Source organism: Adlercreutzia sp., from assembly GCF_056795635.1.
The window spans coordinates 45876-66824 of record NZ_JBQIIT010000004.1 but is presented as its reverse complement, the minus strand read 5'-3'; the positions used below and the strand labels follow the sequence as shown (position 1 = coordinate 66824).

Annotated in this window: 18 protein-coding genes; 8 read left to right on the top strand and 10 right to left on the bottom strand. The window is 64.2% G+C overall.

Features of this window, described 5'->3' with window-relative positions:
* The first annotated feature begins 182 nt into the window (after positions 1 to 182).
* A complete protein-coding gene (rd, locus tag ACTOXK_RS03395; RefSeq protein WP_482278572.1) occupies positions 183 to 347 on the top strand; it encodes a rubredoxin in 165 nt (54 codons plus the stop codon).
* Positions 348 to 920: 573 nt separating this feature from the next.
* Here rd and ACTOXK_RS03390 read toward each other — a convergent pair.
* Positions 921 to 1469, bottom strand: coding sequence for a hypothetical protein (locus ACTOXK_RS03390; RefSeq protein ID WP_482278574.1), 549 nt, complete (start codon positions 1467 to 1469; stop codon positions 921 to 923).
* A 147-nt stretch (positions 1470 to 1616) separates the two neighbouring features.
* The gene (locus tag ACTOXK_RS03385; protein WP_482278575.1) at positions 1617 to 3251 is read right to left on the bottom strand and encodes an FAD-dependent oxidoreductase; all 1635 of its coding nucleotides are present in this window, start codon (positions 3249 to 3251) and stop codon (positions 1617 to 1619) included.
* A 290-nt stretch (positions 3252 to 3541) separates the two neighbouring features.
* Here ACTOXK_RS03385 and ACTOXK_RS03380 point away from each other — a divergent pair, with 290 nt between their 5' ends.
* On the top strand, positions 3542 to 4966 hold the full coding sequence (locus ACTOXK_RS03380; protein WP_482278576.1) for a helix-turn-helix transcriptional regulator: 1425 nt from the start codon (positions 3542 to 3544) through the stop codon (positions 4964 to 4966).
* 140 nt (positions 4967 to 5106) lie between these two features.
* On the opposite strand, the gene ACTOXK_RS03375 is transcribed toward ACTOXK_RS03380, so the two are convergent.
* From ACTOXK_RS03375 to ACTOXK_RS03340, 8 genes are all read right to left on the bottom strand, one after another.
* Positions 5107 to 5550, bottom strand: coding sequence for a type II toxin-antitoxin system VapC family toxin (locus tag ACTOXK_RS03375; protein ID WP_482278577.1), 444 nt, complete (start codon positions 5548 to 5550; stop codon positions 5107 to 5109).
* The gene (locus ACTOXK_RS03370; protein WP_482278578.1) at positions 5531 to 5815 is read right to left on the bottom strand and encodes a type II toxin-antitoxin system RelB/DinJ family antitoxin; all 285 of its coding nucleotides are present in this window, start codon (positions 5813 to 5815) and stop codon (positions 5531 to 5533) included. The genes ACTOXK_RS03375 and ACTOXK_RS03370 overlap by 20 nt, the downstream gene beginning before the upstream one ends.
* A 113-nt stretch (positions 5816 to 5928) precedes the next feature.
* A complete protein-coding gene (locus tag ACTOXK_RS03365) occupies positions 5929 to 6804 on the bottom strand; it encodes a PfkB family carbohydrate kinase (RefSeq protein WP_482278579.1) in 876 nt (291 codons plus the stop codon).
* Positions 6805 to 6957: 153 nt separating this feature from the next.
* Positions 6958 to 8019: a nucleoid-associated protein gene (locus tag ACTOXK_RS03360; protein WP_482278580.1), complete on the bottom strand. Its 1062-nt coding sequence runs from the start codon at positions 8017 to 8019 to the stop codon at positions 6958 to 6960.
* A gap of 25 nt (positions 8020 to 8044) precedes the next feature.
* Positions 8045 to 8929, bottom strand: coding sequence for a GH25 family lysozyme (locus ACTOXK_RS03355; RefSeq protein WP_482279358.1), 885 nt, complete (start codon positions 8927 to 8929; stop codon positions 8045 to 8047).
* A 309-nt stretch (positions 8930 to 9238) separates the two neighbouring features.
* A complete protein-coding gene (locus tag ACTOXK_RS03350) occupies positions 9239 to 10051 on the bottom strand; it encodes an ABC transporter permease (protein WP_482279357.1) in 813 nt (270 codons plus the stop codon).
* Positions 10048 to 10788, bottom strand: coding sequence for an ABC transporter ATP-binding protein (locus ACTOXK_RS03345; protein WP_482278583.1), 741 nt, complete (start codon positions 10786 to 10788; stop codon positions 10048 to 10050). Before ACTOXK_RS03345 ends, ACTOXK_RS03350 begins: the two co-directional genes overlap by 4 nt.
* A 281-nt stretch (positions 10789 to 11069) precedes the next feature.
* A complete protein-coding gene (locus ACTOXK_RS03340) occupies positions 11070 to 12494 on the bottom strand; it encodes a helix-turn-helix transcriptional regulator (RefSeq protein WP_482278584.1) in 1425 nt (474 codons plus the stop codon).
* A gap of 281 nt (positions 12495 to 12775) precedes the next feature.
* On the opposite strand from ACTOXK_RS03340, the gene ACTOXK_RS03335 reads away from it, so the two are divergent.
* The 6 genes from ACTOXK_RS03335 (at position 12776) to ACTOXK_RS03310 (ending at position 20949) form a co-directional block, all read left to right on the top strand.
* On the top strand, positions 12776 to 14491 hold the full coding sequence (locus ACTOXK_RS03335; RefSeq protein ID WP_482278585.1) for an FAD-dependent oxidoreductase: 1716 nt from the start codon (positions 12776 to 12778) through the stop codon (positions 14489 to 14491).
* Between the two features lie 49 nt (positions 14492 to 14540).
* Positions 14541 to 15200: a cytochrome c3 family protein gene (locus tag ACTOXK_RS03330; RefSeq protein WP_482278586.1), complete on the top strand. Its 660-nt coding sequence runs from the start codon at positions 14541 to 14543 to the stop codon at positions 15198 to 15200.
* Between the two features lie 212 nt (positions 15201 to 15412).
* Complete coding sequence (locus ACTOXK_RS03325; protein ID WP_482279846.1) at positions 15413 to 16591, top strand: ATP-binding protein; 1179 nt, start codon at positions 15413 to 15415, stop codon at positions 16589 to 16591.
* A gap of 9 nt (positions 16592 to 16600) precedes the next feature.
* The gene (locus ACTOXK_RS03320; RefSeq protein ID WP_482279245.1) at positions 16601 to 18253 is read left to right on the top strand and encodes a hypothetical protein; all 1653 of its coding nucleotides are present in this window, start codon (positions 16601 to 16603) and stop codon (positions 18251 to 18253) included.
* 387 nt (positions 18254 to 18640) lie between these two features.
* On the top strand, positions 18641 to 20011 hold the full coding sequence (locus ACTOXK_RS03315; protein WP_482277256.1) for an ATP-binding protein: 1371 nt from the start codon (positions 18641 to 18643) through the stop codon (positions 20009 to 20011).
* Between the two features lie 293 nt (positions 20012 to 20304).
* Complete coding sequence (locus ACTOXK_RS03310; protein WP_482277257.1) at positions 20305 to 20949, top strand: hypothetical protein; 645 nt, start codon at positions 20305 to 20307, stop codon at positions 20947 to 20949.

Below are 20949 nucleotides of genomic sequence, written 5' to 3'. Positions count from 1 at the left end.
TTACGGGTTAGTTTCCCCGTGCTTGCCTTGGGTTTCTTCCCGCCAGCGCCCTACTTCACAAATCGGTTTCGGCTTCGCCGAGAGCGGGCGCACCGCGCTGGCCAGTGGCATCATGGACTCGCATCTGCAAGCACCGTCGGCGACCGGCGCGTCGCCCGCAACCTCGAAAGAGAGGCGTTCCCATGGACAAGTACATCTGCGATGTGTGCGGCTACATCTACGACCCCGAGATCGGCGATCCCGATGGCGGCATCGAGCCCGGCACCGCCTTCGCCGACATTCCCGAGGACTGGGTCTGCCCCGTCTGCGGCGTCGGCAAGGACGACTTCTCGCTGTACGAGGAGTAAGCACGACGCCGTTCGCGGATGCGCGGCCGCACCGTGCGCAAGCCGGCGCGGCGCTGCGTTCCCCTCAACTGAATAGAGCGCCACAAACGACCCCCAGAGCGCTCAGCGCGTAAATCCGATCACGGCACAGGCGCATGCCCTGTCATGGCGTATTTACCGCCGAGCGCTCTTCTCTTGCCGCAACCCAAAACCGATGCTGTGGAAAGAAAGAGCGCACGCAGCAACCACCGCCCGCCCGTCCAGCGAAAGCCTCCCAAAATCCTGAATCTTATTTGCTTCTTATTTGCTCCGTTGGGATGAAAATTGGCATATCCTGGATGAAAAATTGAGAATCCCCAGTTCATAAGCCCGTCGATAGCGAAAATCTTATTTGCTTCTTATTTGCTTCGTTGGGACAAATGGGCGTCTTGGGAAAGATCACCTGCAGAATTGCCCCAAGCCCAACGTAGCGCATTCCAAGGCCATTCGACGCCGATGTCCAAGGGCGGGGCAACCGACAACGATGCGGGCGCCCCTTTCGTGGAGCGCCCGCGTTTCGTTTCGGCAATGGGAAGACGAGTACCCTGCGAAAGGTTACCGGTCCTTGTTCGAGCACAGCAGCAGGATGCCGGCCACGAGTGAGCAGAAGATGAGCGTGCACACACCGAAGGCCACGGTGTTGGCCTTCGTGCCCTTGTAGATGCCCCAGGAGATCACCGACATGGGGATCATCCACGCCAGCGGGATGATGAGCCAGCAGGAGCCCACGAGCGACAGGATGCAGAAGATGAACGCCACCAGGCGCAGGTTGCGGTCGGTGTCGGTCATGGGATACAGGGTCGCCGGCGCCGCCGGGGCCACGGGCTGGGCGTACACCTGCTGGTAGGATACCGCCGGCTGCTCGTAGCTGGCCTGGTAGGGCTGCTGGGCCTGGCTCGCGCCATAGGGCTGTTGCGGCTGTGCGCCGTGGCCGTAGGGCTGCTGGGCCTGATAGGGATCGTAGGCACCCTGCACGGGAGCCGGGTCGCTCGCCGCGGCAGTTCCACCGGGCGCAGCAGAGCCGTCGGCCGGTACGGCATCGCAGGACCGGTAGGGCTCGGCCGTTGCGGCCTGGTCATTGGGGTTCAGCTGAGAATTGGTCATGGTAGATACCTCCTGTATCGAAATGGTCTGCGACCAGTATAGCCCCTTCTTCCCTTCCCATCCTTACACGACGGCTTTCAATGTCGTAAGAAAGCGAAGGCCCGCCGAAAGCGGGCCTTCGCCAAGGGGAGGGTGAGGAAATGCCGGCTACAGAGCCGCCACGTGCTTGCCAGCGACATAGCCACCGGTGATGGCACGGCCGATGGAGAGCCCCAGCACGTCCATGGGATAGTCCACGCCGCCGTAGAAACAGCCGGACACATTGCCCACGGCGAACAGGCCCTCGATGGGCGTGTGCTCGTCGGCTTTCAGCACCTGGTTGTCGGCATTGATGAGCAGGCCTCCGATGATGGCGGACAGGCCGTAGCCGAACTCGTGGGGCACCACGATGAACGGCGGCGTGTCCAGGGCGCGCAGGAAGGTGGGGTTCTTGCCGAAGTCGTCGTCGGCACCCTTGGCGCACAGTTCGTTGTAGCGATCCACCGTGGCCTGCACGGCAGCCGCATCCAGCTTATAGGCGCCGCTCTCGGTGTCGGCGGCCATGGCAGCGCAGGCCTCCTCGATGGTGTTGCCCTCGTAGAACCACTTGCAGTTCGAGGCGTCGATCTCCGGGTCGATGGCTTTCCATTCCGCAATCTGGTCCTGCCACTTCGCATCCACGATGGTGTACAGGTTGCCCGCCGTGGGGTCGCCCTCGGCCTCGTGGATGTAATCGCGGATGTAGTTGTTCAGATAGCCCTGCATGGGACCCTCGCACATGAAGCGCTCGCCCTTGGCATTCACCAGCAGATGCGGGGTGTCCACACGGCCCACGCGGGCATCGTGGATCATCTTCGTGTGGGTGGTCGGCTCAATCTCGCCACCAGCCCATACGCCCATCTTGTGCCCGTCGCCGGTGCGATTGATCTGGCACGGCGGGAACTCCTTGATGTCGGGGCAGTAGTAGGCCACCATCTCGGGATCGCACTGGTAGTCACCTGTAGCCAGGATAACGCCCTTGCTAGCGGTGAACAGCACGTGCTTGCCGCCCTCTTCGCACACCACGCCAGTCACGCGGCCCGACTCGTCGGCAACGAGCTGCTGGGCCGGGCAGCTGAAGAAGAACTCCACACCTGCGGCCTCGGCCCCCGGGGCAATGGCCTTCACCACTTCATCGTGACCGATGCGGAAGTAGGTGTTGGCGTGCAGGTACACGTCATAGCCGTTGATATGCAGCACGCGGTCGGCCTGGGGCTCGTCGGGGTTCACATCGATGCCGCCGGCCGACGCGGCCTCCTTGAACCAGGCCAGGGCCTCAAAGGAGTTGTCGGCCCAAACCTCCAAGAGCGCCCGGTTGCTGCGATGGTCGGCCAACTTGATGAGGTAGCTGATAAGCGCCTGTTTGCCAGCCTCGCTCGTCTGGCTCAGATCGACGCCAGCGGCCATGTTGCCCTGGGAAGAGGGCGTGGCCTCGCGCTGCACGCAGGCAATCTTCGCACCGGCCTCGGCGGCAGACAGCGCGGCGGCCATGCCGGAGACACCGGCGCCCACGACCACAACCTCGTAGTCGCGGGTCTCGTCGAACTCGGTGATGGGCGCAGGGGCCACCAGGAAGCTCGGAGTGCCGTCGGCCGCCGCTGCGGAGCCTTCGCCCGTGGCGGCCGTCGGGGTGCTAGACGTCTGCGGGGCACACCCCGCAAGCGAGGCACCGGCCACGGCAGCCGTGGCAAGGCCGCCGATCTTGAAGAGGCTACGACGGCTGATGGAACCGACGGTAGCGCTGGGCATGGTTTCGTTGTTCATGGGAACCCTCCTGTAGTTTCCGCTTCCCTTCCCGCCCCGGCCCGTCTGCGGCGACGGCATCCGAAGCGGCTCTTGGGCTCCCACTATGGCTCGCCGAGGGGCCGCGCACATCCCCCATCGGCCCCTTTGGCTGTTTATCTTTGTAAACAGGCGCTATAAACACCCGATTTACCAGGGAATACGCCCCAAGGCCACTGAGAGCTTTCAGGCAAAACCGTAACCGTCCCGCGCGAGGCGCCCGCTATAATGGAAGGTAGCCTCAGGGGATACGGCACGGGAGGGGGACAAACGTGGCTCACAGCGACAACGACGACGGGCGCCCGCGGACGATCGGGCGTCTGCTCGACATGCCCCTGGCCTTCTTGGGCTTCGCCCTGTGGCGGGCCTGGGTTTCGCTCACCTACGCGAACCCCACCATTCCCATGCCCGTGAACACCCTGGCGGGGCAGATCTCCTACGATGTCGTGCTCGCCATCTGCGCCATTGCCATCGCCCTGTTGTCGCGCCGCATCACTCCCCTAGCCGCCAAACGGGCCGTATACCCTGCCATTACCGTACTGCTCGCGTTTTCCGTGGCGGCGAATATCATAGCCGTGGCCTCTCCCGAAATGGCGAACGCCCTTGCTCTTCCGGCTACGGTGGCCGGAGGCGCGGGGTCGGCTCTGCTCATTCTCCTCTGGTGCGAGATTTACAGCTGCCTGGCCGCGCCGCGCGTGGCGCTGTACTATGCGCTTGCCATCATCGGAGGCGTCGTGCTCACCTTCGTGCTCCAGGGTTTTCGCGACGATTACCTCTACGGCGCGCTCGTCGTGCTGCCCGGGCTATCGGCGGCGCTCGCCTACCGTTCCTACCAACGGTACATTCCCGCGGAAGACCGGCCCACAGCTACGAGCCGGCGCCTCATTCCCTGGAAGTTCTTCCTTATTCTGGCCCTCTTCGAACTGGTGGCCAGCTACAGTTCGGCCCATATCCGCGAGGCATACCCCTCGCTCATTGGCTCCCATTCCACCTGGACGACCCTCGTCGGCGGCTTGGTGCTCTTCGCGTGGGTATGGTGGTTCTCGAATCGGCTGCCGCTGTCGGCCATCTACCGAGCCCCGGCCATCCTGCTATGCTGCGGCCTGCTCATCGTGCCGCTGTTCGGCATCGGCGGCGGCGTGGCGGGCAGCTTTTGCACGGCTCTCGGCGTCATGCTGTTCAATGCGCTCGTCCTGCTGTTCCTGTGCGACATTTCCAAGCGCTTCGGCGTGAGCGCCCTGCTGTTGTTCGGTATCGAGGAGGCCCTGCTGCTGGTGGGATGGGTCGGCAAGGGCGCCGCAGTGGCCCTCGATGGCCAGGGCTGGTTCGGGGCTTCGGGGCCCGCCATCGGAGCGGTGGCGGCCGTAGCGGTCATCACCGCGGTAACGGCCCTGGTGCTGAATCGCCGCGAGATAGACGAGCGCTGGGGCATCGCCTTCATGGGGAAGCGGCCGCCCGAGGAGAACGAGCGCACGCGCCTGGCCCGCCGCTGCGCCGCCGTGGCCGAACAGGGGCGCCTGACCCCACGCGAGCGGGAGGTGATGGAGCTTTTGGCCCAGGGCAAGTCGCTGTCGGGCGTAGCCGGCGAGCTCATCATCGCCGAGGGCACCGCAAAAGCCCACACCCGCCACATCTACGAGAAACTCGGCATCAACACCCGCCAGGAACTGTTGGATCTGCTGCTCGCGGAAGCGTAGGGCAGGCTTTGGCCGAGAAGTAGCCGCGCTATCTCAACAGCGCCGTCACCTTGCCCGGCAGAGGCCCGAAGCTCGCGCTGCGGATCTCACCCCTGCCTCGGAGGGCTTGGGAACCCAGTACGCCACAGATACCGGCCACACTACCAATCGATCTCCTCGTAGACGAAGCCCCGCTCTTCCAGTTTTGCGAACAATTCCTCGGGTGCAACGGCTTCCACCTTGGAAGCGACGAAATCCTTCACGTTGCGCGTGACGATATAGTCGGCGCCTATCTTCTCGGCACAGCGGGCCACCAGGCAGTCCTCGAAGTCGCTCCATCGGGCGCGAAGGGCTACCTGGGCATCCTCGGGCGTCACGCTCACGAGCTTCAAGAACGACAGATTGTTCTCCAGCATGGCCTGGGCACCATCGCTTCCGAAGTCCTTGCGCAGCAGATAGAACAGATCCGTCAGCATGTTCACGCTGATGTACGTGTTCGCCTCCCCCACAATGCCGAGCAGGCACGTGCGCCGCGACAGTTCGTAGAAGGGCTCGCGTCGCTGGATGTGGTCGAGCACGATGTTATTATCGAGCATCAATTCCATAGCGCTCCCCCAATCGCTGAGCACGAACCTCGTCGTCGGAGAGCGCGGGCCCTGTCGTATGGCAGGCATCGAACGCGGCGATGCGCCGGCGGATTTCCTCGCGAGAAGGCTTTTCCTGGGCCTCGAAAGGCAGCGCATCGTGGCGTACCGCGTAATCGAACAGCCGCCGCACTGCCGATGAGGGCGTGTACCCGCATCGTTGCATAACGGCAGCGCCCTGCTCTTTCACGGCTCCATCGAGCCGCACTGTCAGCACCGATTCCATAGCAACCACCTTCTGTATGACATGTCATACATTCTAGATGGCAGAAGAACCGCTGTCAAGGAAGAGGAGCTGTGTCAATCACCATGCAGCCCCTCTTCCTCATCTTCTCGTATTTAGCCGAGAAGGGCCGTGACCTTGCCCAGGAGGGGCTCGAAGCTGACGCCGCGGGCCTCGAAGTCGGGCTGTTTGGCGGACACCACCATGGCATCGGCCGTGAAGTCGGCGGCAAAGGCCGTGGCCTCGGCCAGGTTGCGGCCGGCCATGACCGCGGCCAGCAGCGTGCTGGCGAACACGTCGCCGGTGCCGTGGAGCATGTAGGGCAGCTTCGCGTTGGTGGTCTCGGTGAAGTCCACCGAGTCGCCCCACACGTAGTTGTGGATGAGGCCGTCGCCGTGCTCGATGCCCTTCAGCACCACGTTCTTCGCGCCGCGCTCGCGCAGGGCCCCCATGATGGACCGCACGGTTTCCTCATCTACATCGGCTCCTTCCCACGCCCGGCCCAGGATGATAGCGGCCTCGGTGAGGTTCGGCGTGAGGATATCGGCCCCGTTGGCCAGGGTGCCCATGGCGGCCACGAGCTCGGGGGTGTAGGTGGGGTACACCTTGCCGTGATCGGCCATGACCGGGTCCACCACGCGCAGGGCGCCCGGGTGGCTCTCCCACACCTGCTTGATGATGTCCACCTGCTCGGGGGCGCCGAGGAAACCGGAGTACACCGCATCCAGTTCCACGCCGATGCCGGCCCAGGCGGCCAGGTAGTCGTTCAGAATCTCGGTCGTGTCGTGCATGTACCAGCCGGGGAACGCCGTGTGGCTGGAGAACAGGCCCGTGGGCACCGGGCACACATCGCAGCCTGCGGCCGACAGCACGGGAATGGCCACGCCGAGCGAGCACTTGCCGTAGCCGCACAGGTCGTGAATGGCCGCTACGCGGGGAATGTAGCCCTCGCGGCGTTCGTAGAGGGCCGTTGCCTGCGGTGCATGGGTCATGGGGGATGCTCCTTTCGTTGAGTGGTCGCAACCGATTCTACTCTTTGGCGCAGCCCCCGCACCCTAGGTTTTTCCGAATGCCAACAACGCGCGGACGGCCCGATGGCGAGAGTTTGGCTGCATGGCAGCCGTCGCGGCACCGCCTCCAGGCCCCTAGCGGTTCTCGATGGCGCCGATGTTCTTGAGGGCGATCTCGATGCGGCCGTCCGGCGTGCTGAAGAACTCGATGAAGTCGGGGTTCTCGCCGTACTCGGCGGGGAAGGTCAGCTCGATGCCCGTATCGGTGCGGATCTTGTGGTTCTTAGTCACCCGCTTCGCCACGGCCTTCTCCACCACCACGCGCTCGGGAATGGCCCCGGCGTCCACGGCGCGATCGAAGCGCTCCTGGAGCACCGGCTCGTCGGCGAACACCTCGCGGCCCAGCTCGTGGGCGTCCACCTCGTCGGACTCCTCGGCGTTCCCGGCCACGTAGGACTTCGCGCGGGCCAGCGCCCGGGCCGTGTTCGCCCCGTACTCCTCGGCCACTTCCTCCACCACCGTGGTCACCGCTTGCAGCACCTCCTTGCTGGAGGCCTCCATGGAGCACTGCAGCAGACCGTCGGGAATGAGCCAGCGCTTCTCGCCGGCGATCTCGCGCTCCTTGTCCACGAACCACACGGTCATGGCGTCGCCGTCGATGAGCGCGAACGACGCCACCTTCTGGGACGGGTTCGGCAGGATGGCGTGGTGCCGCGCGATGGTGGTGGCCGTGTCGCCGAAATCGTTGGAGCCCACCTCGTGCATGTAGGCCTGGCGGGCCTCCAGCAGGATGATGGCGAAGTAACGGGTGCCGCGGCCCTTGAAGGCGGCCTCGGCCTCCTCGTCGGTCATCTCGCGCACGGTCTCGTCCAGGTCGCCCTCGAAGTCGATAATGAGCAAGTCGGTGGACGGGGTCTTCTCCATGCGGGACAACTCGCCCACGAAGAACTCGCCGATCTGCTGGGTGAGCCCCACGAAGTCGCGCTCGCCGCGGAAGTAGGCCCGCAGCTCTTCGGCGAACAGGCTGTTCTCGGCGAAGGTGCCGCGCTTGCTGTCCAAGTTCCCCACGGCCCGCTTGGCCTGGCTCGTCACGTAGCGCTTCGCCGTCTTGTTGCCCAAGTCCATCTCCGCCTGGGCGAACACGTTCACGCAGGACACGAAATCGAATACATGGAGAATGGCCTTGTTGATGTTCATGGAGCTCCTTCTATTGAGTTTTCTTCTAGCGGGTCTCGAGCCAGATGTTCAGGTCGGCGTCGGTGTCTATGCCGGGCACCGTGCCCTTGTTGGTGTACTGCCAAATGGCGAAGTTGAAGGTCACCGTGGGGTCGTCGATGCCGTACTCGGCGAGCCAGAGCGGATACTCGACCCGCTCCTCCACCGACAGGCGCATGAGATCCTGCTGATTGCCGTAGATCATGGGCGAGAAGCCGGCCTTCTGAATATGCTCGCAGAAGGCCCGCGCGTTGGCGGCGAACTGGTCGGGCGGCAGATCGTTGGCCCGGGCGCCCTCGATTTCCACGGGCTCGTGGTCGTAGGCCACCATGTGGAAGGTCACGCCCTCGTGCTCGGCCTCGCGCAGCTGCTCGATGGCGAAGGCGGCCTCTTCGCGGGCCTCCGCCTCGTCCAAGGACTGGGAGAAGAAATAAGCGCTCACGGGAATGCCCGCCGCCTGGGCCCCGATGGCGTTGGTCAGGAAGAACTCGTCCACGTCCAGCTTGCCCTCGGTGGCGCCGCGGTTGCCGATGCGCACGAAGGCGAACTGCGCCCCGGCCCCGGCCACGGCCTCCCAATCCACGGTGTGCTGGTGCTCGGAAACGTCCACGCCCCACTGGGAGCAAATCTGGTCGTTCTCGTAATAGACGGGCCGGCCGCCGTCCCAAATGAGGTTGTCCCAGTTGTACGGGCAGGGAACTTCGGCGATCTGACGGGCCTGCACGCCGGCTTCCGAGTTGCCGCAGCCCGTCAGCAGGGCCGCCACGACGCAGGCGCTCGCGCCCAGAAACGTCCGGCGCGTGAGCAGCGCCGCGACCGGTGCGATCTCGGGTGCCGTCTCCCCTCCCTGCGCGGGGACGCAGGAGTGCGGAGCCATGGTTCGTGCCGGCACGGTGGAGCCTTCTTTCCCAAAGAACTTAAAAACTGACGGCGCCTATTGTAAACCACCTCAAGGCCCCGTGGGCCCCTCCACGCCGATCACAGACGGGAATCACCCGCTCAGCGCCACGGCCCTTAGGAGAAAGGCCATACCGGCGAAGGTGTCGGTGCCCGACGTAGAGCCGTGGGCGAGCAGGGCCGCAACGGGTGCCGGGCACGGCTCTTGAAGAGAGGAGGCACCCGAAGGCGCACCGGCGATGCGGGGAAGGAACTGGGCTGCGCGGACTTCCCGCGACGACGGTCGCTCTCCCCGTGCGACCCCTTAGCCCTGGGAGCCGATATCGTCGCGCAGGGCCGGATCGAGGAAGTAACCCTCGGCCGAGAAGCGCTTCTTGTAGGCGAGGAAGCACATGACGACGATGGACAGCGTCGTGGCCGCCGACACCATGAGCAGCACGACGATCTGGTACTTCGCCGCGATGATGGGGTCGGCTCCGGCAAGGATCTGGCCCGACATCATGCCGGGAATCTGCACGATGCCCGCGGCCGACAGCTGGGCGAGCGTGGGGGTCATGCCCGCGCCCACGGCCGCCTTGATGGAGGGGAACGCCGCCTCCCGCGGCGTGGCGCCCAGGGCCACCATGGTGTAGATCTCGCTCGCGCGCGAATCCATGGAAGCCAGCAGCCGGTCGGTGGCCACGGCCGAGGCGGACAGCGTATTACCGAGCATCATGCCCGTTATGGGCACGAGCTGCATGGCGTTGTACCAGGGATCAGCGTGGATGACGGCCTCCACTACGATGAACGAGACGACGAGCGACGATACCGTGATGGACACGAAGGTGTCGGCCCACAGGCCGCCCATGACGCGCTTGGTGCGCCCCGTGGCGATCTGCGTGGCCGCGATGCACATGCCCACGAGCACGATGCCCACAAGCCACCAGGTCTGGTACTGGAAGAGGTACACGAGCAGAAGCCCCATGGCCAGAAGCTGCACGAAGGCCCGCACCGTGGAGACGGCAATGCGCCGGGTCTGACCGAGTCGCAGCCGCCACGACACGATACCAGCCACCAGCATGAGCAGGCTCGCCCCTACCAGCTCCACATAACCGATGTTCACCACACCGCCGGTCATCGGGAACGCTCCCGAGGGGCAGGGGCCGCGACCCCTTCCCCCGTTACAGGGGCATTGGAGACAGTCGCGGGATGGGCCTCGTAGCTGATCGCACCATCGGCCAGGGTGAACGTCCCGCAGGCGTAGCCGTCGTCGGCCCGATGGCGAATGCGCAGGCAGGTGGTGCCGCCGGTCAGCAGCGCCCGGGTCAGGCGGCTCACCGCCACGGCAGATTCCTCATCGAGGGCCGCCTCCACCTCGTCGAGCAGCATCACGGTCGGACGCGTGGCAAAGGCCCGCAGCAGCGCCACCCGGGCCTGTTGGCCGCCCGAGAGCTGGGCCGCGCTGTGGTCGAGGGTCACCCCGTTAAGTTGCGCGAGAGCCAGCAGTTCCTCCAGGGCCCCGTCACTCGGCGGTTGCGTGCCGGCATTCACCTTGAGCGTCCAGGGAAACCGCAGGTTATCGCGTACTGTGCCCGGCACAAGGGCCGCGGCTTGGGGCACGAGGCACACGCGACGGCGCCACTCCGTGGGATGGAAGCGATCGAAGGGAACACCGTTCAGGACGAGAGAACCGCCCGAACGCGGCAACATGAGGGCGCAGGCCGCCAGCAGCGTGGACTTCCCCGACCCCGACGGCCCCGTGAGGTTGTACAGCCGCCCGCCTTCCAAGGCGAAGCTCACGTCCGAGAAGGGCGCGAAGGGTTTCCCGCTGCGCTGGTACTGCACGCCGATATGTTGGGCTTCAAACACTGTCATGGTCCCATGCTACCCGACCCCGCGCGCCGCCGAGGCCGCGCGCCGCCAACCGTGACCGCCCCGGCAACTGACGGCATCGCGCACGCCGGTCCACGACCCCACCAACCAGCGACACACCGCGAGCAGCCCCGCAACGCCGCTCGCGGCTTTCGATGACGAAGCGAGAACCGACCAGCCAGCCAATCGCTCGACTGGGCGCAAGCGCAACCCCCCGAAAGCGCAAGCAAGTCGACAGCAGGGCGCCGGCGCGCGCCCAAGCCCCTCGCCAGTCAGCAGAGGTATCAGTTCTCGGCCGGCCCTTCCGAGGGTAGCGGGGGCAGGCAGCCGTCGAGCACCTCGTTGAACTCCTGGCGGTTGTGCACGGCGAACTTCGCGTAGATCCGGCTCGCGTGGGCCCGAGCCGCGCTCTTCGAGATGAACAGCTCATCGCTGATGGCGGCGATGTCACGCCCGCTGGCCATGAGCATGAACACCGTCGTCTCCCGCTTCGAGAGCCCCCGATCAGCGCTGAGCGATGCCAGCGCCTCACGCCGACGCGAGGCTGGGGACGATTGGGCGGCCCGTTCCAGCACGTGGCGTTCATCGATGCTGAACGGCGAGAGGCCCGCGCTCAGAAGGCTGATGGCCAGGATGATGGCCCCGACCAGCACTCCGTGGTCGATGACGAGATCGACGGAGCCCAGCTGCATGCCCGTCTCCGTCGTTGCGATGATGAGCAGCTTCACCACGGCGCAGGCCGGCAGGGCCGAGGTGCGGGTCGCATGGGCCCGCATGCAGGCCAGCGAGTAGGCGAACAGGCGGCAGCTGGCCGTGCCAGCCCCGGCGAACACCTGCACCCAGGCGTTTCCTCCGTCGAAGAACCCCACGAGCAGCAGGCCCGACACCATGAACACGAAGGCCACGTTCTTCAAGGTGCGCATATCGAAACGGCCCGGCAGCCCCCAGGCGAGTCCCACCACGGCGGCCCCGGGCACCATGTTCCCGAAATTGTCGAACACCGACAACTTCGGGAAATTCATGAGGGAACTCACGAGCCCGTAGGAAAAACAGTACACGCTCACCCACACCACCAGGCGCCACGAGACGATGGAGCGCACCTCCACGGGCGTGCGGCGGGCGGCCGACAGCGAGGGCGCACAGCCCTCCTCCACCATGCGGCGATAGGTCACCAGCAGCCCAAGGGACAGCATGAGCAGCAGCGGCATGCAGTAGATGGCCGTCTCCAAGCTCGCCCCCAGTATGATGACGAAAAACGAGTTGAGGCCCTCAGCGATTCCAATGATGAGAACAATGTGCTTGAGCGAGGTGGTGCCTACGAATTCGAGCCATTGCAGCATCATGGCCGCCGTTCCCAGGCCGAAGAGGAACATAGCCGCCGCCAGAACCGGCGCAGGAGGCGCCGAGAAATGGGCGAGCACAAACACGGCGCAGGCCGTAAGGGCCGCCAGCGCCGGAGCCACGAGCATCGCGAACGAGCGATGCTCCCCGTCGCGACCGTAGGCGAGCCCCACAAGCAGCACGAGCCCCACCACCTTGCCGGCATCGGCGCTCATGCTCAGGTCGCTCGGACCAACCCACTGAAACGAGAGATGGGACGCACAGCGGCAGAGGGCGTAGCCCGCTACGAGCACCGCGGCGCCCCGCTGACGCCCGAGCAGCCCCATGAGCCGCTCCAGCGCCGGGGGAAAGATCGTCTCGTGCGCCATTGTTTCTCCTCCCCTCGCGCCGACCTCGCAGCTCGGCGCACTCTCCTTCCCTCCATCCTAGCGCCTCGCCCCGCCACCCTCAAGACGCTTAAGCGCTTAAAGTCGCCACAAGGATATGACCTGGTCATTCATTTCCCATTCCTCTCCAGTATTTAAGCGGCGGCATCGCTGATTAAGCCGCCCGTAACGGCCCCAGCGGCCCCGAGCGTCTTAGGATGGGGCCACGGCATCGACCGCGATGCCCCCACCGCGGACCCGCTCCGCAGCAAGGAGGAGGAACCATGAAAGCACCGCAGACCCATTCCCTCGACCGCCGTCACTTCCTGAAGACGACCGGAGCCCTCGTCGCCGGCACCGTGGCTGCCGCCGGGCTCGCTGGCTGCGCCAGCGAGACGGCGCCCGCCGCGACCACCGACCAGTTCTGGCTTCCCGAAGCATGGAACGAGGAGCACGACATCGTCGTGGTCGGCTTCGGCGCCGCCGGCGTGTCGGCGGGCATTGCCGGCATGAAGGCCGGAGCCGATGTGGTGGTGCTGGAGGCGGCGCCCCGGGAACTGCGCGGCGGCAACAGCGGCGTGTGCGGCGGCGGCTGGATCTGCCCCACCGACGTGGAAGGCTACGCCGACTTCCTCTACCGCCTGAACCTCCAGCGCGACGACCGCCAGGAGCTGGTGGAATTCAGCCAGACCCTCTCGGGCATGGTGGACTGGATCGAAGAGCTCGGCATCGACTACATGGACACGAAGCGGGCCGGCTTCAACTTCTATCCCAAGGAGTTCCACGAGATGGCCCCCACCATGAACAACAGCCTGAAGGGCGTGGCCAAGACGGGCATGGAGCACCACGCCATGGCCGACGCCGACGGCAACCAGGCCATGGGCGGCAAGTACTTCTACGAGCCCATGGCGAAAATCTACGAGGGCATGGGCGGGGCCGTGCTCTACGAGACCCGCGGCCGCGAGCTCGTCCAAGACCCCCGCACGCGGGAAGTTCTCGGCGTGCGCGCCGAAGGACCCGACGGCGCGGACATCTTCATCAAGGCCCGCAAGGGCGTCATTTTGGCCTGCGGCGGCTACGAGGCCAGCCCCGAGCTCACCCAGGAGTATATCCGCGCCTGCATGGACATCGCCGTCACCGGCTCGCCCTTCAACCGCGGCGACGGCGTGCTCATGGCCCAGGCGGCCGGGGCGCGGCTCCACCACATGGACTGCATCGAGTGGCAGGGCTACGGCGCCCGCATCGAGCCCGATAGCGAGGTGAACGGCCGCGTGGGCACGAGCACCAACTGGCACAGCGAGCCGGCCATCATCATGGTGAATAAGTACGGCCACCGCTTCTTCCGCGAGGACATGCGCATGGGCCACACCCGCCAGTTCCCCGGCGTGGAATTCCTCGGCTTCGCCGACAGCACCGACACCATCAACGACTGGGCCGGCGCCCCGGCCTACGTCATCTTCGACCAGACGCGCTTCGCCGAGGGCGCGGGCAACTTCTACGGCGGCAAGGACAAGCTGGCCATGGGCTGGTTCGGGCAGCACGAGCTGTACCAGTGGAGCGACGACAACTCCCAGGAGCTGGCCAGCGGCATCATCAAGAAAGGCGAGACCTTGGAAGAGCTGGCCGAGACCCTCGGCTTCATCGGCGTGACCGAGTTCGCCGAGGAGGTGGCCCGCTACAACGGCTTCGTGGACGCCGGCCGCGACGAGGACTTCGGTCGCGATCCGGAGAAGATGGTGAAGATCGAGACCGGCCCCTTCTACGGCATCGAGGTGTGGCCGAGCCTGCTGAACACCCAGGGCGGCCCGAAGCGCAACAACACCACCTGCCGCGTGGTGGACTACGACGGCAACGAGATTCCGCGACTGTACTCCAGCGGCGAGCTGGGATCCCAGTTCGGCCTGGTCTACCACGGGTCGGGGAATACCACCGAGGCCGTCATGACCGGCAAGGTGGCCGCCGAGGACGCCGCCGCCCTGGAACCCTGGGACGCAGCTTAGGCGCCGAGGCGCGGTCCCACCATCATCTCACGGGAAGCGAGGAACCACCATGGAAGCACTGCAGAGAGTGCGGAGCCGTCTCGGCCGCTCCGCACGGAACCGAAAGCCGTCCTGGCGCCGGGGGTTGGCCATTCTGGCCGTGGCGGGACTGGTCGCCCTGGCCGCCGGGTGCGCCCCCACCGGCACGGCCACCGCACCAGAAGCGGAAGTGCCCGGCGCAGCAGAGAACGCGGCGGCCGAGGGCGCGGGCGCCCCGTGGAGCCCCTCGGCGGACTGCGGCCCCTGCCACGAGCGAGCCGTGGCCTCCCGGGAAGATACGGACTGTCTGGCGGCCCTGCACCGCGATATCCCCTGTGCCACCTGCCACAGCGACGAGACCCTGGCCGACGTCCACGAGGGCGCCACGGCCGAAGGCGGCGCGAAGGCCACGCGCCTCAAGAAGACCGCCATCGACGCCACAGCCTGCACCGGCTGCCACGGCGAGGGCGCTGACCTGGCCGCCCTCACGGCCGAGACCGAGGCCTGCACCGACAAGAACGGCCTGGTGGTGAACCCCCACGACCTGCCGACGAACGTGGAGCACGAGGATATCGACTGCGCTTCCTGCCACATCATGCACGACGACCGTACCGCTGCCGAGCAGGCCGAGAGCCTGTGCACCTCCTGCCACCACGAGAACGTCTACGAGTGCTTCACCTGCCACGCCTGATCGCTTCGACGTTTGATTGCTCCGGCGTTTGATCGCCCCGACGCTCGATCTCCCCCAGCCCCTTCCGTCCTCCCTCCCCGGGCCCCGCGCCACTCCTCGCGCGGGGCCCGCTCCATCATTTCACGGCGCTGGCATTAGTTTCCACTTTCGCACAGACACCCTGCAGTATGCGATGGTATAAAATGAGTGCAAGTGGTATAAAATGGGTGCAAGTGGTGCAACGCATGAAACCTGGAGGAGGCGCATCCATGAATCCCTTTAAGCCCACTGCCGGCAAGATGCCCCCGGTTCTCGTTGGACGACAGAATATCATCGAGGACTTCCAAGAGGCGCTTGATAACGGAGCCGGCGCCCCTGGCCGTCTCATGCTCATCATGGGACAACGCGGCTATGGGAAAACCGTCATGCTCACCGAGTTGCGCCGTCTCGCAGAGCAGCACGGCTGGATGACCATTTCCGAAACAGCCTCCGAAGGCCTCACCGCGCGTCTTATAAGCGCCCTCACACCCAAGGGCTGGCACATGGAAAGCGCTACCGTCAGCCCGTCCGTAGGCATTGCCGGTATTGCCTCCGCAAGTCTGGGTAACGCTTCTATCTCCTTCGATGACACAGCTGCGCTCACGCTACGGCGGGCCATCGACGAAGCTCTGGGCAACCGCAAATTGAAGAAGGGCGGCGGAATCCTCTTCACCATCGATGAGACCCAAGCGGCCACACCCGAGGATCTCGTTGCCATCGCCACCGCCGTGCAGCACGTCATCACCGACCAAGATCTTTCCAATCTGCCAGACAGCCAGAAAAAGGGCGTTGCCTTCGCTTTCGCAGGGCTGCCATCCCTCGTGGACGAGCTGGTGAACAACAAGGTGCTCACCTTCCTGCGCCGATCCCTGCAGCGACATGTGGGCGACGTCCCCCTCCCCGATGTGAAGAACGCCCTTATCGAGTCCTTCGCTTCCTCGGGCAAGGAGCTGAACGAGGAGGCTGCCACTCGCTGCGCCCGGCTCACATCGGGCTATCCCTATATGATCCAGCTGGTGGGCTACTACGTTTGGCAGTCGGCGCAGCGAGACAAGCGGGACGTCGTCACCGATGCCGACATAGAGCGGGGCTTCGCCGACGCGCTCCAGGCCTTCGGCGATGCAGTCTGCGCGCCGGCATTCGATGCCCTTCCATCGGCAGCTAAAAAGTTTGCCTGCGCTATGGCGGAAGACGGCACCGAACCGTCAAGGGTTGCCGACATTGGCGACCGTGTGGGAAAAAGCCGCAGCTGGGCCAACAAATATCGGGAATTACTCATCGCCGAGCGGTTCGTGGAGCAAGCTGATTACGGCTACGTCCGCTTCACCATCCCCCATATGGCCCGATACCTGTCTCAACATCGCAACGGATAAGGGGTTTCCATGCACGACCTGAACAAGACCATGTTCTACAAAACCGCCTTCGACATTCGCACGACGGATGAGGGCGACGATGCCCTGTGGAGCCTTCTGTGCAGCCTGCGGGCGTGGGCCACGCGCAAGTACCCGGCCCTTCCCCGGGAAGCGGCTTTCTGGAGTGCGCTCAAGCGAACCGGCCACGCGCCCTTCCAAGAGGGCTGCCCCGTCCGCTTCCGTTCGGAACTGTGCTTGGAAGACGGCGGGAACCACTGGGCCCTCACCATCGAAGAGATCACCGAGGTACCGGGTGCGGCCCCGCGCCATTGGACGACCGAGATCTCCTTCGCTTGGTCGGCCATGGATGCGGGCGCGGTGGCCATCGCCCTGTCCTATGGCGACACGCCGGGCTTCCTCGGCCCCTGTCAGCCCGAACCCACGCTCACCCTCCCTGGCTTCATCCGCACCATCCTGGAAAACGACCGCCTCGTCTGCACCGCTTCAGGGCGCCCTCTCTCCCTCGGGCCCGCGGAGTTGTCGGTGGGACAGTTCCGGGAGCTGTGGCGCTTCATCGCCGATGGCGAGCGGGAGACGCCCCTCGTGTACATCAGCCCCCGCTTCGAGCCCGGCAGCGACGCGGCCTCCTTCTCCGTCGATCCGGAACAGGTGGCCGCCGCCCTGGGCCCCTCGGCCTTCGTGTGCTATTCCCAGGATTCGGCATTCACCCAGGAGATGCGGGAGTGCATTCCCGACCTGGCGTTTCGCTGCTGCCATGGTACCGTGCGCGTATACGCCAGCCGCCCGCGCGTGGAAGAGCCCGGCGATGCGGGACGCCACCGCTTCTTCACGGCCCGCGACATCGAGACCCTGGGCGAGGAGGCCTTCGTCGGCATCCTGCGCCGGGCGCTCGCCCAAGATGTGCACTTCTACGAGACCATGCTGCGGGCCGACGGGGTGAAGCGGCGCCGCGCCTGGCTCATCCACACGAAGCAGGTGAAGGATGAGTCCGTCTCGGAAGCCCTGGACATGGTGGAGGCGGCCGAAGAGGAGAAGGCGGTGGCCGTCGATCTTCTGGAAGAGCTGCATCACGAGAACGACCAGCTGAAGGCCCGCAACGACGAACTGGAGTCCGAGCTGTACCTGGCCCAGGCGAAGGCGACGACCCTCGAGAGCCAACTCAACCGGACCGGTCGGCCGATGGAAAGCTCAAATGACCTGGATTGCTGGCCCTTACCCTACGAAGGCATACTCCGGCTCTTCCGCGAACACCACGGCGACCGCATCGACTTCACCGATCGCGCCCATCAGTCCCTGGGCGAGTGCATCACCGAGCCGAGCCTGGTCTGGAACGCCCTGCACGACCTGTGCGCCATCGCCCACCCGCTCTTCGCCTCCCGCGATGCCGGCGACTACGCCAAGAAGTTCAACGCTCAATCGGCCTTCGAGCTGAAGCGCGGCGCCGGGAAGATGACCCGCAAGGACAGCCGGCTCATGGCCCAGTATCAGGACATCTACCAGGGCCGCGCCATCAACGCAGAGGCCCACCTCGCCAAGGGCAACGACGACGCCAGCCCCAACAGCCTGCGCCTCTACTTCGCCTTCGACGAGGAAACCGACCGCATCATCGTCTCGCACATCGGCAAGCACCTCGACAACTACTCAACCCGCTACTTGAAGTAGGAGGGACGGCCCCAAGAATCGCGCCGCATTCGAGCCAATCGCGCCATAATCGCGCCAATCGCGCCATGGCACGAATCTGAAAGGGCGGTCATCATGAACGCGGACCAGTTGCAGCGCATCATTGAAGAGGGCGAGAACGACCGTGTCGAACGAACGGCCCATCGACGCAACCTTCATTGTCATCCAAACCTTCCGCACAAGCACGCTGCAGCCATCTTGACTTGTTCGCGGCTTTAGACTTTTTACTTTCGCAAAAATGCAGGATGAAAATTTGTAAAAATGTTAGATTCACTAATTTGAAAATGCTAGAAAATGCTAAAATCGGCAAAATAAAGATGCCAGAAAATGCATTCTAAGCCTTAATCGGCTCTTTTTGAAAGGCTATCCATGTTCAAGCGCAAAGCCTATAATCAGCTCGAGCGCTGGCGTACTCGCGCCGGGCGAACAGCCCTTCTGGTGACCGGCGCCCGGCAAATCGGGAAGAGCTATCTCGTCGAGCATCTAGGGCGCAATACGTTCGCCCATATGGTTGAGATCAATCTCTACGAAGATAAGATAGCCAAACAGGCCCTCGCTGAGGCCACCGACGCCGATGACCTCATCACGCGTATCGCCCTCTTCGCCGATTCGCCCCTTGTTCCTGGGAAAACCCTTATTTTCATCGACGAGATTCAAGAGCTCCCCGATCTTATGACCATGGTCAAATTCCTCGTGCAAGACGGCCGTTATGCCTATGCGTTCTCCGGATCAATGCTGGGCGTTGAACTCAAGCACGTGCGTTCATACCCCGTCGGGTTCGTCACCGAAATCACCATGTATCCCATGGACTTCGAGGAATTCTGCTGGGCGGCTAACGTGAACGAGGAGGCCTTGGATACAGCACGACGTTGCTGCATTGTGCACGAGGCCGTGCCAGACTTTTTGCACGAGCAGCTCCTCACTTATTTCCGCACGTACATGGCTGTCGGAGGTATGCCCGCAGCTATTCAGGCTTTTCTCGATTCCCAAGGCGATCTGCTAAGGGTGCGCGACACGCAGATCGAACTCGTCACCGCCTACGTGAACGACATCACGAAATACGCTGGCACCGATGCCCCGAACGTAAGGGCCATTTTCGAACAACTCCCGCTTCAGCTCGACGCGAAGTCGGTTCGCTTCATGCTGAACGACTTGGCGCCGAATGCCCGCTACGAGAAATTCCGCCTCGATTTCAACTGGCTCGTATCGGCCCATGTGGCCATGAAATGCAACATCGTTCAAGACCCGAGGTCACCCCTTCAAATGACCGAGAAGGCTTCCAGCTTCAAGCTGTACGAATCCGATACGGGCATGCTGGCCAGCCGCTATCCGTTCTCCCTCGCGCGAGATCTTTATCTCGATCGGCGCGAACCCAACTTAGGGCCCCTCTTCGAGAACGTGTTCGCCCAGGCCATCACCAGTTGCGGACGTCCACTTTTCTACTACATGAATCGCAAACGCGGGGAAGTGGATTTTCTCACCGAGGACGGCTTGGGAACCGTCATCCCCATCGAGATAAAATCAGGCCGGAACCCCCGCGCCCACGCTGCCTTAAACGGCCTTCTGGAGAACAGCGCCTACGACATCCCGCGAGGCTATGTTTTCTCGCGCCTTAATGTTGAGGTGCGGGGCAAAGTCGTCTACCTCCCCTGGTATGCCGCCCTATGCCTTCCCGAAGCGCTGAACCTCCCCGACGCCGACGAGCCCGGTACCTTTCGCATGGTGCTTCCTCCGCTGTAAGACAGAAGCTACCACCCATGTCGCACATAGTCGGCGCAAGCAACCTATGACACTCACCGCCCAGGCAGCGCGGCCACCAAGAATCGCGCCAATCGCGCCATGGCACGATTCTGAAAGGGCGGTCATCGCAGAAAGCGAAGCCACCGACGCCGCCAGCCCCTCTCTCCCTAGATGTCGCAGGCGAACGCCCATTGGGCTATCGTAGGGCACCGCTGTACGCTACCCTACGATTTAGAAGGTAATTGGCAAACACCCTCACAGCCCATGGGCACGCCGAGGACGAGGCGGTCACTATGGTTGCCATCAATGCAAGAATCCCCGCGATCATTGGCGCAAGAGCCCTAAAAACCACGGGCGCAAAGAGGACAGGGCTCGTATTCCTCACCCTGCTCCTCTCCTTGTCCTTATGCGGATGCTATCGATCGCCCCGCAACCCATCGCCAAATGAAGCCAAACAAAGCGAAAACTCCGCGAGCGCCTCAAACGCCTCAGAAGAGGGCGCTTATGGAGAAGAGCGCCTACGCGACCTGGAACGCGAACAAGAGGCCTATGAGGAAGAGATGCGGCGCCTCGAAGAATCGACGCCCGAGGCCATCGCCGACCGGCTTGGCATTCCCCAATCTCAACTGTGGTACAACGCCGGCCAATACGTAGGGGAAGTTTGCACTATCGCCGGCCCTGTTGCGAGCGTGCACCAAGCCACCGATGCCAACGGCATGCCCATCTTCGTGGACATCGGAGCCGCCTACCCCAGCGAGAACCGCGTCACCCTTGTCATCTGGACCGAGCATTACGACGATTATGCGGAGATGCTCTATGAAGTAGATCACGGGGGCGCATGGCTTTCCGTCAGCAGCTACCTCGATGTCTACGAGGGCTCCCTCCAAATGAACAGCGACAATGGCTGCGAATACACTTGGTGGACAGGGGTGGAATGA

Excerpts from the sequence above, each read along its gene's own strand:
- rd (WP_482278572.1), top strand. The coding sequence starts at position 183 with ATGGACAAGTACATCTGCGATGTGTGCGGCTACATCTACGACCCCGAG.
- ACTOXK_RS03390 (WP_482278574.1), bottom strand. The coding sequence starts at position 1,469 with ATGACCAATTCTCAGCTGAACCCCAATGACCAGGCCGCAACGGCCGAG.
- ACTOXK_RS03385 (WP_482278575.1), bottom strand. The coding sequence starts at position 3,251 with ATGAACAACGAAACCATGCCCAGCGCTACCGTCGGTTCCATCAGCCGT.
- ACTOXK_RS03375 (WP_482278577.1), bottom strand. The coding sequence starts at position 5,550 with ATGGAATTGATGCTCGATAATAACATCGTGCTCGACCACATCCAGCGA.
- ACTOXK_RS03370 (WP_482278578.1), bottom strand. The coding sequence starts at position 5,815 with ATGGAATCGGTGCTGACAGTGCGGCTCGATGGAGCCGTGAAAGAGCAG.
- ACTOXK_RS03365 (WP_482278579.1), bottom strand. The coding sequence starts at position 6,804 with ATGACCCATGCACCGCAGGCAACGGCCCTCTACGAACGCCGCGAGGGC.
- ACTOXK_RS03360 (WP_482278580.1), bottom strand. The coding sequence starts at position 8,019 with ATGAACATCAACAAGGCCATTCTCCATGTATTCGATTTCGTGTCCTGC.
- ACTOXK_RS03350 (WP_482279357.1), bottom strand. The coding sequence starts at position 10,051 with ATGACCGGCGGTGTGGTGAACATCGGTTATGTGGAGCTGGTAGGGGCG.
- ACTOXK_RS03345 (WP_482278583.1), bottom strand. The coding sequence starts at position 10,788 with ATGACAGTGTTTGAAGCCCAACATATCGGCGTGCAGTACCAGCGCAGC.
- ACTOXK_RS03340 (WP_482278584.1), bottom strand. The coding sequence starts at position 12,494 with ATGGCGCACGAGACGATCTTTCCCCCGGCGCTGGAGCGGCTCATGGGG.
- ACTOXK_RS03335 (WP_482278585.1), top strand. The coding sequence starts at position 12,776 with ATGAAAGCACCGCAGACCCATTCCCTCGACCGCCGTCACTTCCTGAAG.
- ACTOXK_RS03330 (WP_482278586.1), top strand. The coding sequence starts at position 14,541 with ATGGAAGCACTGCAGAGAGTGCGGAGCCGTCTCGGCCGCTCCGCACGG.
- ACTOXK_RS03320 (WP_482279245.1), top strand. The coding sequence starts at position 16,601 with ATGCACGACCTGAACAAGACCATGTTCTACAAAACCGCCTTCGACATT.
- ACTOXK_RS03315 (WP_482277256.1), top strand. The coding sequence starts at position 18,641 with ATGTTCAAGCGCAAAGCCTATAATCAGCTCGAGCGCTGGCGTACTCGC.
- ACTOXK_RS03310 (WP_482277257.1), top strand. The coding sequence starts at position 20,305 with ATGGTTGCCATCAATGCAAGAATCCCCGCGATCATTGGCGCAAGAGCC.